Origin of the sequence: Streptomyces sp. NPDC046215, assembly GCF_040646215.1 — a bacterium.
GTDB lineage: Bacteria > Actinomycetota > Actinomycetes > Streptomycetales > Streptomycetaceae > Streptomyces > Streptomyces stramineus.
In genome coordinates this window covers 1-13,872 of record NZ_JBEYZW010000064.1, presented here as the reverse complement: position 1 = coordinate 13,872, position 13,872 = coordinate 1, and the positions used below count along the sequence as shown (strand labels likewise).

Sequence of the window (13,872 nt, the reverse complement as noted above, 5' to 3'; positions counted from 1 at the left end):
CCTCTTGCTGGAGCCCGGGCGTTGAGAACGGATCCCTTCGCGCTGGCTCCCCCCTTGCTCGCCCGTGCCCTCCGGTGCGCCGAAACGGGCCTTCAGTAGGTCCCACTTACGTGTCTGAGGGAGGCGCCTTTGCCATGTCGGCGTCCGGTTCACTGTCGCGGAGCAGGGTCGCCTGGTAGATGGCGCGGTCGGGAGCGGGGTTAAGGCCGATGTCGTCGGTGTGCAAGAGGTCGTCGGCATGGTCGCGCAGCCGGGTGGGGACGAGGGCGGTCCCGCTCATTACCCATCCGAGCCAGCGGGGGACGTAGCGGTGTGGGGCTGGGTGGTTGAGCAGTTGCAGGACTGTGTCGGCGACGGCGGAGGGCGGCAGGGGGGTGCGGTTGAAGGGCAGTTGGAGGCCGGAAGCGAGCCGTGTGGCGATGAGGCACGGCAGGACGGTGCTGACGTGGACGCCGTAGGGGCGGGCTTCGCGGCGGAGGGCTTCGGAGAGGGCCAGGACGCCGGCTTTGGTGGCGCTGTAGGTCGCCATGCCGGCCACGGGTTTGAGCGCGCTGGCGCTCGCGATGTTGATCAGGTGCCCGCTGCCTTGTTCGAGCATGATGGAAAGTGCTGCCTGGCTGCCGTCGCAGACGGCGGTGAGGTTGACGGCGATGGTGTGGTCCACCAGGTGGCGCGGGTGCTGACGCAGCGGGCCTGTGGGAAGAATCCCGGCGTTGTTGATCCACACGTCGAGACGTCCGTAGTGGCGCAGGGCGTCAGCGGCAAGGCGCTGGGAGGTTTCGGGGTCCGTGACGTCCGCGGTCACATAGCGGTGGCCGGGGCCCAGCGTGTCGGCCACTTCGATAAGAGGTGCGCCGTCCTTGTCGCAGAGTACGAGGTGGTGGCCTGCGGAAGCCAGTTCCTGGGCGATGGCACGTCCGATGCCGCGCCCGGCGCCTGTCACCACCGCTACGCGGCTGCTGGGTGGACGGCTGTTGCTTGTGCTTGCCGGTGTCGTCATGTCCTCTGGCCGCTTCTCTCTGTCCTGGGGAGCGGAAGCTTTGCGGCAGGCGCCTTGCGGTCACTGCAGATGGCGCCTGAGTCAAGACCCGACTGGCGAAGGGCGCCGCTGAGGGCCGCGCGGCGCAGCATCGCGGCTGCCGCCTGTCGACTGAGCCCAGTACCCACGACGGCAAAGGGGTTCGCAGTTGTGTGACTTGGGGTGTCGTTCATTACGTTGTGTAACGGTGAGTCTTTTGCGGCGTCGCGCCGTCAGGCGCCGTGGGCGCACCCGAGCAGCCTCCGTGGATGTCCGGGTAGAACTGACGGGCCCAGTGCCGGTAGAGGCCGATCGCCTCGTCGCCCGCGGCGAGCCGGGGGCGGGGCTCATAGCGTTTGGTGTTGAAGACCGGCATGTCTTGTCTGAGGGCTCTGGCCCCAGCCCACAGAACGGCTCGGGCGAGGCAGCGATGCAGTGAGTGCCGCGTGATCCACGCCACCGAGTGGTGTGGCCGATCTGCGGGGGTACAGGCCGTTGCCAGCAGCAGACGCGTACGCCGGGGCTCGGTCGGTGTGAACATGGCCCAGGTGTAGACCACGAGTCCCAGAGGGGGCAGGTTGGTTTCGGTACGGAAACAGCCCAGCCCAGCCATCTGGAACGCGTAGTCGCCGACGACCTTCCCGATCGCGGGGAACCGCTGTGGCGTGAGGCGCAGGCTCAGGCGGAGGAAGGGCCCTTCGGTCGTTGGCGGGATCCGCTCTTGGACAGTGACGCCGTGCATCACTGGCAGGTGCCGATAGTCCACTGCGTTCTCAGTGACCTCCTGGACGTGCGTGAGAGCCTCTCCCGTCCACACGGCCGTGGGGGGGACCTCCGTACTGAACTCCTGGGGCAGATGCCAGCTGGGTGAAGCACCGCGGTGCTCATGCCAGATGAAGATGAAGCCGTTGCGTTCACTTACGGTGTGGTGGCTCAACCGGGCGCGGGGGGCCGGGCCGCCAGGGGCGTGGGCACATCGGCCGTCGGGGGCGAAGGCAAAGCGGTGAAACGGACACACCAGGTTCTGCCCCTCCACCCTACCGCCTCCCAAGTGGGCCCCGAGGTGCGGACAGTAGGGATGAACGGCGTGCAGTTCGCCGTCGTCGGTGCGGTAGAGGACCACATCCTCACCCACGAACCTTCGGGTCATCACACTTCCCGGGGCCAGCTCCCGAGACATCGCCAGGCAGAACCAGCCACTGGGGTAAGGCAGCTGCGGTCCCTGCCGTCGACCGCCTGCTCACTGAGGTGTCGCACCGCATCAGCGTCCGTCGCCATACGGACATCGAACCCTCCAGAACGAGCCTTGGTACACCAAGTACACAAGCAAACCCTCATATGAGTGAATACGGGCTCTCGCCCCAGCTGACCTTCATACCGCCCCGCTCGCGACCTTCGAACTCAAAGCCGCCTACCAACGGTGACGGCCCCTCAGTGCCTGGCACTGACGCCAGAGCACCCCTGAGTGAAGCCCCGCTCGTCCGCGCCCGGACCCACGCTGGCTCGTGAACCGAAACAGCACCGCCCCCTACGAAGAACCGCCGGGCGGGCTGAGACACCGCGCGCACTGAGCCGGACGGGTCACGGTGTGACTGAGCGCTTCACCTGGCGGGGGATCGCCACATAAAGCGCTCAGCGGCGGTCGCGCATTCACGCCGGCATCGGGGAGGCAGCCATCCGGCGCCGGTAGTAGTGCACCGTAACCACACCCAACAGCGGACCCCAGAGGAGCAGCGGTGAGTAGGCGATGTTGAGCAGCCAGATGCCCCAGGTGGTGCCCTGCATGTCCGCGTTGAGTGACGTGTAGACGAACAGGGCGCCGAAGACCGTCGTGGCCAGCGCGCCCAGCCCCGCCACTCCGGTGCCCAGCATGACCGGGACTCGGCGCCCGCGTAGGTACGGGACCCAGCGCGGCCATGTCTCACCCCAGCTCTGCACGAGCCCAAGGGCGAGGAACGCGAAGAACTCGGAGATCACACTGAGGGTTACCAGGGCGAGCGACCCCCGGCCAGGGGCGTCCATCGCATCGTATTCGGATTGCGCCAGCCCGACGGGGATGCCCACGGCGATGGAGAGCCGCCACAGCGCGGAGGGCACGTTGGTCAGTGCCGCGCCTACCGCGGCGATCCGGGCCCAGCGCGGCACATCAGGTAAGGCATTAACTCTCGGCATGCGTTCCAGACTGATCCATGGGGCGGTGTCACACATCAACCTGCGGTCCCCTTCAGCCTCATCCGCGCGGCGTATCTACACGTTCAACCAGCGACTGGCGACCGCCCCATAGCTTGGCATTTAACTTCTGCTGCCAGGGTTCCTCATTGCCAGTGACACCACCACGGATGCCTTGAGATCGTGGGCGTTATGAGTGAGCTGGTGGAGCGTGTGGACGAGCAGGACCGGGTGGTGGGGGTTGTCGACCGGGGTGAGGCCATCCGCAGGAAGTGGCTGCACCGGGTGGCGACCGTCGTCTGCCATGACGCAGAGGGCCGAGTCCTCGTGCACCGGCGACCGGGGCACGTTTCGCGGTTCTCGGGCCAGTACAACTGGCTGCTCGGTGGCGCTGTAACCGCGGGTGAGACTTATGAGGATGCCGCTGCCCGGGAGCTGGCGGAGGAACTCGGTGTCCGTGCACCGGTCCGGCCTGTCTTCAAGTTTCTCTGCAGCGGGGTGATCAGCCCGTACTGGCTGGGCGTGCACGAGGCTGTCATCGCGGAGGGTGTGGCGCCTGACCGGTCGGAGATCGCCTGGCACGACTGGCTTCCCGAGGCCGTCCTCGGGGAGGTTCTGCAGCAGTGGCCGTTCGTTCCCGATTGCCGGGAAGCCTTCACGAAGTACATCGCTCACCCGGGACGGTTGCCCGATGACCCTGTCCGGACAGACCTGGTTGATCGAATAGCCCCCGAACTTGATCGCTCGCGGAGGTAACCGCCGGACGCGAGGGCGGCCTTCGCGTGATCCTTTGCTCGGTCACAGAGGCACGGGATCAACGAAGGCCGTGGGGTGAGCCTGTTGCATCAGCATGTCCAGCGGGAGCCGTTCGCGCTGCTGTCACGCTTCCTGACGGAGTTGTACGCGTCACTGACCGCGCGCGCGGATGCGCTGTTCGAGCTCACGGACGCCATGCTGTGTGCAGACGGGCCGGTGAAGACCCTGGTCGGGCTGGCGCTTGCCCCGGAACACCGTCGTGGGCACGGCGCTTTATACGCCGGCCTCAACCACGGGCGGCTCGACGTGAGCCGGCTGCGGCGGTCCCTGGTCTCCGTCCCGCTGCCGAAGGCGGCCGACGACCGCCTGGTCCTCGCGGTGGACGTCTCCCCGTGGTTGCGGCCGGATGCGGACACCGCGCCTGACCGGTGCTTTTGCCACACCTACGGGTACGGCGACAACAAGCACCTGATGATCCCGGGCCGGCCCTATTCGATCGTGGCCGCCCTGGAGACCGGCCGGACGTCGTGGACCGCGGTGCTGGATGCGATCCGGCTGGAACCCGGCGCCGACGTCGCCGCGATTACCACCACACAGATCCGGGAGGTTGTCGACCGCCTTGTCGCGGCAGGGCAGTGGCACGCAGGTGATCCGGACATCATGATCGTGGTCGACGCGGGCTATGACGCCCCGCGCCTGGCCCACCTGCTGGCGGACTTGCCCATCGAGATCCTGGGCCGGACCCGCTCAGACCGGGTGATGCGCCGGCCGGCGCCCTCCCGCGAGGAGTTCCATCGGGAGCACCCCGATGGCGGACGTCCGCCCAAGCACGGAGGCGAGTTCGTCTTCGGCAAGCCCGGCACCTGGGGCGACGATCACGCGGCCACGGTCACCGACACCCGCCGCTACGGGAAGGCGACCGCGCGGGTCTGGGACCGGCTCCACCCGAGGCTGACCCGACGGGCGGCCTGGCTCGACCACACGACGGAACTGCCCGTCATCGAGGGCACAGCCGTCCGCCTTCAGGTCGAGCACCTGCCCTCGGGCGGTGACCCGAAGCCGGTCTGGCTGTGGTGGTCCAAGACCGGCGCCACCGCGGCTGATGTCGACCGCTGCCGGCAGACCTTCCTGAGAAGATTCGATGGGGAACACACCTTCCGCTCCTGGAAACAGACCCTGGGCTGGACCCGCCCCAAGATCCGCATCCCCGAGGCCGCGGACCGCTGAACGCGGCTCGTGGTCGCCGCCCACGCCCAGCTAAGGCTCGCCCGTCCGCTCGCGCAGGACTTGCGGCACCCCGGGGAGAAGCCGGCCCCGCCCGAACGGCTCACCCCGGCCCGCGTGCGACGGGGGTTCAGGAAACCCCGTCCAGCAACTGGTTCACCAGCCAGTGCACCGAAACTCGGCTGGCCCGGCCCCGGACGGCCACCCGGCTCGAAGAACAGGCATCCCGCCACCCGCCATGACGGGGGCCGAGTCCTCGCCACCGGCCAGCCCTACCAGCGGCCCACCCACCACAAAGTCGGCACCAAACCCCGGCGAACTGGATAAAACTCAAGCATAGTGCCCGTTTCTGGACCCCGTATCAGCAGGTCAAGGCCCGTCAGTCCGAAATAGGAACTTCGGGAAAGCGTTCGGGCAACGGTCACGGTGACCGTTGCCCGAACGGAAGTTTCTGCGACGGGGGGCGCTGACGTCGTCAGTGCCACCGGGAGCTCACCGGGCGGCACTGAGATTGATCGATCTCAAATGGTCGCGACCAACTTGGCCCACAACTCACCTGCTAGGGCCGGGCGGCGGCGGTCGCTGCAAGGTCTCCTCCATCGTGGAGGCGGCAGCCATCAGGTGCTCCGCCCGCTCCGGGTCGGTGGCCGCCTGTCGGCCCGCCTCGAACGACAGCTCGGCTACGGCCAGTTTGAGTGCGGCCCGCAGGTCCGCGATGGGTTCGACAGTCACGATCGTCTCCCTCTCCTCACCAGCGTGCCGCGCCTTCCGCCCCGACGTGTGAGAAAGCCCCGACAGATTGCCTGATACTGCTGCTCATCGTGAGGGGAGAGGCGCTGCTGGGGCTCGGGGAGGAGGCCGAGGGCATCCGGCAGCTCGATCTGGCGGCCCGGGAGGCGGCATCGGCCAGCTACGAGGACGGCGAGGTACGGGCGCTGGGCGCGTTGCTGCGGGTGTCGGCGGACGAGGGGTTCCGGCACGGTACGAAGCGGCGCTGTGGCGGCTGACGGTACGTCCGTGACGGTGCGTCGGCGGGGGGGGGCGGGAACGGGAGGCCGGTCCGGGGCTCCGGGGTGTGGCGGCGCGGTGTCGGTCCGGCTCACGGCCCTTCCGCGACTGTACGTCGGCGGGGGGGAGGGGGAGGCGTGGCAACGGAACCCCGGTCCGGGTTTCCCGGGCATGGCACGGTGGCCGAGGCGCAGCGCCGGTACTTCGAGTCCGTGGCGCCCTACGTGCGCCGGCTGATCCACGAGGTCGGCGCGCCCAAGGTCTGCGAGATCACGGGCCTGCCGCCCGCCGTCGCGCTGGAGCACCGTGCCGCCGGGACGGGTGGCGCGGAGGGACGCGCGTAACACCGCCTCCGGAGCTCCCGGGCGCGGCGCGGCGTCGGCGCGGCCGGCGGCCCCGGAAGCGGAGTGCCGTCGGACGTGAGCGGGACATCAGCCGCACATGAGTGGCACATCAGCGGGCCGGGCAAGGATGAGCGAATCGCGGGAACGTACCGCGAGATCCACGTCTTCACCCGGGGAGCCCCCTCATGCGCACGTCCCGTATTCCCACCACGGCAGCGGTTGCCGCGGCCGCCACCGTCGCACTGGCCCTGACCGTGACCGTGGTCGGCGGTGCCCTGGCGGCCACCGGCGACGGCGGCGCGGACGGGTCGGCGCCCCGCTCGACGGCCACCTTCCGGACCGTCGCCAAGGTGAACCCCAGCGCGCCCTATACCAAGCGGCCCAAGGTGAACCCCAGCGAGCCCTACACCGTGGCTCCTGACCCGGACCCCGACCCCAGTGCCCCCATCCGCCTCAAGAAGTCCGTCGCCGTCAAGGCCGCTGCCGCCAAGCCGGCCGCCGAGGTCCGCCAGTGCGACGGCACGGAGATGTCCTACTCCGTGCTGCACCGCTTCCCGGGGGAGCGGGGCGAGCACCTGCTCATCACCGCGAAGAACACCGACGCCAAGCCGTGCTGGTTCACGTCGTACCCGTCCGTCATGCTCGGCGACAGCGTGAACGTCCTGCCCCACTCGGGCAAGGACGCCCCGGTCGGCGACGCCCGCATCATGGTCAAGCCCGGCGGCAAGGTCTACTCGGCCGTGGCCCTCTTCTCCGACGGCGTGAACACCCACACCTCGGAGGACTTCTCCATAGCCATGCGCGACCGGACGGGCGACACCGGTCCGGCCACCGAGCAGACCTCCTTCGGCGGCGACGGCACGCCGTCGAAGTTCACCTGGTCCGAGGCGGAAGTCCTCAACTGGAACACCTCCAAGCCCTACGACTTCTGAGCCACATCCGGCGGCGGGCGTTCGGTGCTCGGCTACTGCTCGGGCAGGCGCATGGGGCGGGTCATGCACGCAAAGACCAGTGAGTCCGGGAAGGGCTGCTGGCGGCCGACTTCCTGGTAACCCCATGCCTGGTAGAGCGTCACGACCCGCGGTCGCTGCGGGTTCACCAGCAGCGTCACACGCTCCTCACTGCGGCCGGACAGCAGCTCGTCGTGGAGGCGACGGCCGAGGCCCTTGCCGCGCCACCGCGAGCGGGTTTTGAGCTCGTTGAAAGCGAGCGTGCGGCGCCCGGTCCCGACTGCGTATCCGTCAGGGAGCGGGGTGGCATAGGCCCGACGGCGGCAGGCTGGCCGTACCCCGGGCACGGCAGGCGCAGCAGTGGTCAGGGGCAGTCTCCGGACCAGTCGCAATGGTCGCGGTCGCCGGGGCGCGGTTCGTACAGTGCCCGGCCGCCGGGCCCGTACCGGCCTATCTCCGTGATCAGGGCCACGCCCTGGAGGAGCTGCTCATCCGTCCAGCCGGTCACGTCCAGCAGCAAACCATCCAGCGTGCCACCTACAAGCTCGCGGTAGCCATGGCCAGGCTGCTCGACGGCTTGTGCCCCTGACAGCACGCCGCCGTTACGGGACTGCCCGGAGGCTGCCCAGTTGGTTACGCCGGTGAATCGATCGAAGAGCTTCCCGGCTGGCGCGGTTCGGACCAGACGACGCCGGACGTCGGGGTGTGTGGGAGATCGCCCGCTCGGTGCTGACCTCTCGCTCGCCCCGGACTGGCTTCGCCCCCGGCTTTCACGCCAGTGGAGGAGTCCGGTCGCCCAGCCCGGCTGGGCGAGTAGCCCAGCCACACCTGAACGACCCCGCCTTGGCGGGGCCTGTGATCATGGAGGGGCTGCGACGGAAGGAAGGAAGTTGCGTGTATGTCCAGGTATGGCTTTCACCCGTTGACTCTCGGCGTGAGGTTCATGTTGGAGCTGGCGGCTCTGGTGTGCTTCGGGCTCTGGGCATCGGGTACGGCGCCTGCTTCTCTACGGTACGTCTTCATAGTTGCCGTTCCCCTGGTCGTGGCAGTGCTGTGGGGAGTATTCGCCACCCCAGGTGATGCCTCCCGGTCCGGAGGGACAGTGATCGCGACACCTGGTCTGCTGCGGCTCCTGCTGGAGCTGGCCGTCTTCTTCGGTAGTGCGGCGGCGTTGTACGCGGCGGGTTCCCGCATCCTGGCTGTGACGCTCGCCGGGGTGCTGGTCGTGTACCACTTTCTGTCGTGGGATCGGGTGTTGTGGCTGCTCAGGCATTGAGTCCGCGCCAGCCGTATCGGACAGAGGCTTCGCCCCGAAGGAGGCCGACCCGGTCACCACAAAACCGGCACGAAACCGCGTCGAACTGGATAAATGACCAGCTGAGGAAGAGCGGCGCGTGCAGGATGCTGTGCGGCGGCAAGCCCGCACCAGGACCTTCGCGGAGGCGGAGGACATCATCTCGACTGTGCTGTCCGACCCGGCGGTGCAGGAGGCGCGGGAACGGGTGGAGGCGGAGGCGGGGCTCGGCATGGAGCTGCGCGCCCGCCTCCAGCCGTTCCAGGACCGCTACGACCAGGCCGTGGCGGAGGGGGCGACGCGACCCGGCTCACGGAGGTCTGTGCGGGCAAGCACGGCCGCTGAGGGCGGATCTGCGTCCTGCCCGACGGGCACGAATCCTGGATGGAGGAGCCGCACTGGGGCCACAACAGCGAGAGCCAGCCGATCGCGTGGGTAGGCAGCTCACCTGACGACTGGTGAGCGGCGGCGGCGAAATCCCGAGCTAGTGGCTCGTCACGCATCGTCGGACGGGTAATCGACCTGCTGCTCGTCTCCCAGCAGACTGTCTCCAAGAACTGATCGTGGAGGTGGTCGTGGGACGTCGACCGAGTGTGTTCGTCCGGCCGGTCACGATGGACGAGGGCCGGAAGCTGCAGCGGATCAGCCGGACTGCGAAAGACCCGGTGAAACTCCGCCGGGCGATCGTGGTGCTGATGTCCGCCCAGGGCCAAGCGGTCAAGGACATCACCACATTGATGCAGGTCGGTGAGGACTACGTCCGCGATGTCATCCACGCTTTCAACGAGCGGGGGTTCGACGCGCTGGACCCAAAATGGAGCGGGGGACGCCCCAAGACGATCAGTAACGAGGTGCGCGAGCACATCTGCCTGATCGCCCGGACGTCCCCCGCCGACTGGAAGATCACCGCGTTCTCCACCTGGAGCCTGAGCAAGCTCGCCAAGCACCTGGTCAAGCAGAAGGTGACCGCGGCCATCAGCAGGGAGACCCTGCGCCAAATCCTGCACGAGGCCAAGGTCTCCTGGAAGACCACGACCACGTGGAAGGCGTCCACCGACCCGGAGTTCATCGCCAAGATGCACCGCGTCCTGGCGCTGCACGACACTCCGCCCGCCGACGGGCGAGTGATATGCGTCGATGAGTTCGGGCCGCTGAACCTGATGCCCCGCAAGGGCAAGGCGTGGGGGCCGGTGAGACGTCCCCGCCGGCTGCGGGCCACCTACAACCGCACAGGCGGGGTGAGGCAGATGCTCGCTGCCCTCGATCTGGCCACCGGCAAGCTGTACTACCGCATCCGCCCGCGCAAGCGGTGGCGCGAGTTCCTCGACCTCCTCAAGGCCCTGCGCGCCCGCTGGCCCCGGGAGAAGCTGTATGTGGTGCTGGACAACTTCTCCCCGCACAAGCACGCCAAGGTCCGCACCTGGGCGGGCGACAACGACGTCGAACTGGTCTTCCTGCCCACCTACGGCTCCTGGCTGAACTGGATCGAGGCCGAGTTCGCGGCCCTGCGCTACTTCGCCCTCAACGGCACCGACCACCGCAGCCACGACGAGCAGAACGCCGCCATCGGAGCCTACGTCCGCTGGCGCAACACCCGCGCGGAACCGAAGACGAACTTCGCCCCCGACTCACCGATCCGCACCTGGACCGCATACCCGGCCCGGGCCGCCTGAGCGCCTTCACGCCCCGGATTCCTCCACGATCACCAACGTGCCGTGGCTGCCAGGGCCGACAGCGTGCGGAGTGCCTGCCGGCACCCGGTACATCTCGCCTGTCTCCACGATGACCTCGGTGCCCTCCACCAGCAGTTCCAGCCGCCCGTTGAGCACCAGCAGTACTTCATCAGCCCCGTGAACCTCTTCCTGGACCGGGCTGCTGTCCATACGCAGGACTTTCACACAGGCCGCTCCTACCTCTCCCAAGGAGTAGGAGTTCCAGGCAGTCGGCAGCGCGTCGGCTGTCTCCACGACGTTGATCGAACTCATCACATGCCTCCCAGCGGGCTGCTTCCACCATGGCGTAAGCAGCCCGCCCATCACATTCAACGGATGCCAGAAAGCTATGTGAGCAGGGACGATCGTTGGTCGACCGTTCGGCAAAACCTCTCCCCGACCACGGCTCGATTACCCGACCAAGGTCGCGTGACGAGCCACTAGCTTGTCAACTTCACCCGGGCAAGCCGCCGCGAAGGGAGTAAGCGGTGCCCGGTGCACATCACACCCGGTGTTGTCCTGCCACGATGACATGATGACCTCGTCTCACACCTGTCCAGAAGACAGCGCTCATAGCGCTCATACCTCGGCGGGTAAGGACCCCGGACTTGGCTACCCCATGGGCTGGTTCTGTCTGGGCCTGTCGCGCCAACTGCCTGTCGGCGGGGTGCTGCCGCGTCGTCTCATGGACCAGGACTGTGTCGTGTACCGCACCCAGGATGGTGTCGCACACGCCGCTCATGCCCATTGTCCGCACCTGGGCGCTCACCTGGGCTACGGCGGCAAGGTAGAAGGCGAGACCCTTCTCTGCCCCTTCCACCGGCTCGGGTTCGGCCCGGATGGCACCTGCACCGTCGCCCCCTCGGGAGTGGTACCGCCCCGCGCTCGCCTTGAGCGACTCCCTCTGCGGGAAGTCAACGGACTGCTCCTGGCATGGCACGGCCCCGCTGGCGCACCCCCGTGGTTCGAACCACCCGTGCTGGCCCACTGGCACGCCCCGACGGCATGGTGGTGCCGCAAGACACTGACCCACGCCCAGGTCGTGATTGAAAATACTTTTGATTACCTGCATCTGCCCCAGCTTCATCGCCTGCCGGTGCAAAGGCCACGGCCCTCCGTAGTAGATGGACCCACGATCACCACGCGCCTACGCATCCACGCTCCGCAGTACCCGTTGCTACGCCGTTTCGCTAACGCGATGACGGACCAAAACCTCACCTTGACCGGGCTAGGTCTGCATACCACCGAAGTCGACGTGCCGCGTATGGGAGTTTCCCTACTCCTTTGGACGTTGCCTACCCCCATCGCCCCCAACCGACTCATTCTGCGTTTGGCCGTTGCGGCCAAACTGACCCGTCATAGCGCACCACCGACCACGGTGCGGTCACTCGCGCACTCTGCGGCCGAGCGGGCGTGGGCACGGGCCTTCCTACTGACGAGCACCGCCTTCGCGCGACAGGACATCGGGATCTGGAACCATCAGCGCTACCTAACGCATCCAAAACTGGCCGTCGGCGAAGAGGCGATCGGTCAACTGCGCCACTGGGCACGTCAGTTCTACCCCACCGATGAGTAGCCACTGCAGGAGACCGCGAGAAAGGAATCCTGCGTCTCGCTGAAAAGGTTGACGGGGGGACGTCGTCGCCGAGCCGCCGCAGTCGAGGAGTGCCCAGTTAGAGGTGTGGGCCCTGTCTATGACCTGTCTGTCGGACTTGGCGTACAGGGCCACTTGATCCCCGCCACGTGTCCGTTGAACCCTTGAAGGAGGTCTTCTTCGGCGGCCGACGGGTCCTCGTCGCCGACACGTTCGCGTGCGCCGGGCGTGCGCTGGAAGAATGTCATAGCTCGGGGTGAACTTCGGCTTAATGACGTCGGCAACCACGTCGTGGAAGAACCACGCGGTTGGCCAACATGACGACCATGGTTTGCGGTTCGCTATGGATCATTAGTGTGTGAGGTGCCCTACTCTTGCCCGCCTCTACCTCATCCCAAGCTGGTAACGGTACGTATTCGAGCCCTGCGGTATGCCCCGCAGTCCGTCGTCCCCTAACGAGCTTGTGCACCGTAAGCGGTGCACAAGCTCGTTAGCCCCGTGTGACAGGCGTTTTTGAGCGCCTTGACCGCCTCCCCGAGAGCGGTGATCAGCTTGGTGCGGGCCTCGGCTGCGCGTGCGGTGTTCTCGGCGAGCTTCCGCAGTTTTTCCGTGGCCTCCTGAGCCTTCTGGAAGCCAGCAGGCCGCCCGCGAGGAAGTCACCTGGTCATTGTGCCCGCGCTGGCCAGCAACTCTCATAGTCGACACGCTCGGCCTGCCTGTCCTGATCAACGGCACCCCCGGCGACGTCCGCGACGAAATCATGGCCCAGGGACCTGTTCTGGCGGCTGCGGATCACCCACCCCCAGATCACGCAGATCTGGGCCGACTCCGCCTACGCCCGCGGCCGGACCGACCCGGCCTTCCGCACGAAACCGCAGCTGTCCGCCGCCCTCGCGGCCCGCGGGAAGGGGGCGGGCTTCGGCTGCCGGGCGGTGGTCGCCGACTGCGCCTGCTCCGTCAGCGACGACTGGTACCTCGCACTGCGCGAAGCCGACCTGGCTTACGCGGTCACGCTCAAATCGAGGCTCAATGCATTCTCTTTCGTTCGATATTGGGGCTGTCCGGCCACAGTGGGGTGCTGGTGAAGCGGGCCAGGCGGGCGACGGTGGCCACGTCGGGCCAGGACCGACCGGCCAGCAGGTCGGTAATGGCCTGGCGGTTGACTCCGGAGCCGGCCGCGGCCGCCCGCAGGCTCAGCCCGTAGCCGTCGAGGGCCTGGGAGCACTCCGGCCGCCTGGCCGCGCTCGTAGGCAGGGGGGCGCACGCAAGGACCCCGGCGAAGAGGTGATCGCGGCCAGAACCGACCTCAACGAGGAATACGCGACATTTCAACATGCGAGCCCGCCAGTCCCAAGGCCGGATCATCCCCGTCACCGTCGGCATCGACGAGCCCGGGCCGCTCGGGTTCCACTGACGGCTCCAGGCGGCGCCGGGAAGGTGAGCACCCCGCCCTCGACCGGCGCCCCTGCACGGCCACGAGCTCCATTCCCCTTTTTGTGTCAGTTATTGTCTTACCTGGTAGCGCTCCCGGCGTACCGGGAAACTGCCGACTCCTCCGGTATGGGGCCGTTTTAGACATCCAAGGTCGTGTTCAAGTCGGAGATCCCAAAGAAGATTGCCATGTACAGCAGTCTCGCTGGATCGTCGTTATGCAAGCACGGGACGAGACAACACGATGGCCACTCCACAGGTCCATCGAGGTGCTTGCCGAGCACTCCGCGGCCCACGGCGGCCGCGCAGTGGAAATCCCATTCGACATTCGAATCAAGGGGAACTCGTGATCTCAAAAGCCAAGAAAGCCAT

Annotated in this window: 15 protein-coding genes and 1 pseudogene; 8 read left to right on the top strand and 8 right to left on the bottom strand. The window is 67.5% G+C overall.

The window, feature by feature from the left end:
• Positions 1-106: 106 nt before the first annotated feature.
• The 3 genes from ABZ951_RS24285 to ABZ951_RS24275 all read right to left on the bottom strand — a co-directional run bounded on the left by ABZ951_RS24285 (position 107) and on the right by ABZ951_RS24275 (position 3,190).
• A complete protein-coding gene (locus ABZ951_RS24285) occupies positions 107-946 on the bottom strand; it encodes an SDR family NAD(P)-dependent oxidoreductase (RefSeq protein WP_344084187.1) in 840 nt (279 codons plus the stop codon).
• A gap of 265 nt (positions 947-1,211) precedes the next feature.
• A complete protein-coding gene (locus tag ABZ951_RS24280; protein WP_361280679.1) occupies positions 1,212-2,204 on the bottom strand; it encodes a Rieske 2Fe-2S domain-containing protein in 993 nt (330 codons plus the stop codon).
• 464 nt (positions 2,205-2,668) lie between these two features.
• Entirely contained in the window at positions 2,669-3,190 is a 522-nt protein-coding gene (locus ABZ951_RS24275) for a hypothetical protein (protein ID WP_344084184.1), read from the bottom strand.
• Between the two features lie 189 nt (positions 3,191-3,379).
• Between ABZ951_RS24275 and ABZ951_RS24270 the strand changes: the two genes are divergently transcribed.
• Positions 3,380-3,943, top strand: coding sequence for an NUDIX domain-containing protein (locus ABZ951_RS24270; RefSeq protein ID WP_344084181.1), 564 nt, complete (start codon positions 3,380-3,382; stop codon positions 3,941-3,943).
• 75 nt (positions 3,944-4,018) lie between these two features.
• A pseudogene (locus tag ABZ951_RS24265) lies at positions 4,019-5,494 on the top strand (NF041680 family putative transposase).
• 225 nt (positions 5,495-5,719) lie between these two features.
• Here the strand turns inward: ABZ951_RS24265 and ABZ951_RS24260 are convergent.
• Positions 5,720-5,899 carry a hypothetical protein gene (locus tag ABZ951_RS24260; protein WP_344084178.1) on the bottom strand — a complete coding sequence of 60 codons (180 nt, stop codon included), beginning with the start codon at positions 5,897-5,899 and terminating at the stop codon, positions 5,720-5,722.
• A gap of 89 nt (positions 5,900-5,988) precedes the next feature.
• Between ABZ951_RS24260 and ABZ951_RS24255 the strand changes: the two genes are divergently transcribed.
• From ABZ951_RS24255 to ABZ951_RS24245, 3 genes are all read left to right on the top strand, one after another.
• A complete protein-coding gene (locus ABZ951_RS24255; protein WP_344084175.1) occupies positions 5,989-6,174 on the top strand; it encodes a hypothetical protein in 186 nt (61 codons plus the stop codon).
• Between the two features lie 138 nt (positions 6,175-6,312).
• Positions 6,313-6,519 carry a hypothetical protein gene (locus tag ABZ951_RS24250; RefSeq protein WP_344084315.1) on the top strand — a complete coding sequence of 69 codons (207 nt, stop codon included), beginning with the start codon at positions 6,313-6,315 and terminating at the stop codon, positions 6,517-6,519.
• Between the two features lie 185 nt (positions 6,520-6,704).
• Positions 6,705-7,451: a hypothetical protein gene (locus ABZ951_RS24245; RefSeq protein WP_344084172.1), complete on the top strand. Its 747-nt coding sequence runs from the start codon at positions 6,705-6,707 to the stop codon at positions 7,449-7,451.
• Between the two features lie 32 nt (positions 7,452-7,483).
• Here ABZ951_RS24245 and ABZ951_RS24240 read toward each other — a convergent pair whose 3' ends face one another.
• Positions 7,484-7,630 carry a hypothetical protein gene (locus ABZ951_RS24240; protein WP_344084169.1) on the bottom strand — a complete coding sequence of 49 codons (147 nt, stop codon included), beginning with the start codon at positions 7,628-7,630 and terminating at the stop codon, positions 7,484-7,486.
• A 203-nt stretch (positions 7,631-7,833) separates the two neighbouring features.
• Entirely contained in the window at positions 7,834-8,064 is a 231-nt protein-coding gene (locus ABZ951_RS24235) for a hypothetical protein (RefSeq protein WP_344084167.1), read from the bottom strand.
• Between the two features lie 303 nt (positions 8,065-8,367).
• Between ABZ951_RS24235 and ABZ951_RS24230 the strand changes: the two genes are divergently transcribed.
• Complete coding sequence (locus ABZ951_RS24230) at positions 8,368-8,745, top strand: DUF2568 domain-containing protein (RefSeq protein ID WP_344084164.1); 378 nt, start codon at positions 8,368-8,370, stop codon at positions 8,743-8,745.
• A 593-nt stretch (positions 8,746-9,338) separates the two neighbouring features.
• Positions 9,339-10,436, top strand: a complete 1,098-nt coding sequence (locus tag ABZ951_RS24225) for an IS630 family transposase (protein ID WP_344084161.1) — start codon at positions 9,339-9,341, stop codon at positions 10,434-10,436.
• A 6-nt stretch (positions 10,437-10,442) separates the two neighbouring features.
• On the opposite strand, the gene ABZ951_RS24220 is transcribed toward ABZ951_RS24225, so the two are convergent.
• Positions 10,443-10,748: a cupin domain-containing protein gene (locus tag ABZ951_RS24220; RefSeq protein WP_344084158.1), complete on the bottom strand. Its 306-nt coding sequence runs from the start codon at positions 10,746-10,748 to the stop codon at positions 10,443-10,445.
• Between the two features lie 259 nt (positions 10,749-11,007).
• Between ABZ951_RS24220 and ABZ951_RS24215 the strand changes: the two genes are divergently transcribed.
• Positions 11,008-12,051: a Rieske 2Fe-2S domain-containing protein gene (locus ABZ951_RS24215; RefSeq protein WP_344084155.1), complete on the top strand. Its 1,044-nt coding sequence runs from the start codon at positions 11,008-11,010 to the stop codon at positions 12,049-12,051.
• A 1,044-nt stretch (positions 12,052-13,095) separates the two neighbouring features.
• Here the strand turns inward: ABZ951_RS24215 and ABZ951_RS24210 are convergent.
• Positions 13,096-13,404, bottom strand: coding sequence for a helix-turn-helix transcriptional regulator (locus ABZ951_RS24210; protein WP_361280665.1), 309 nt, complete (start codon positions 13,402-13,404; stop codon positions 13,096-13,098).
• Between the last annotated feature and the right edge of the window lie 468 nt (positions 13,405-13,872).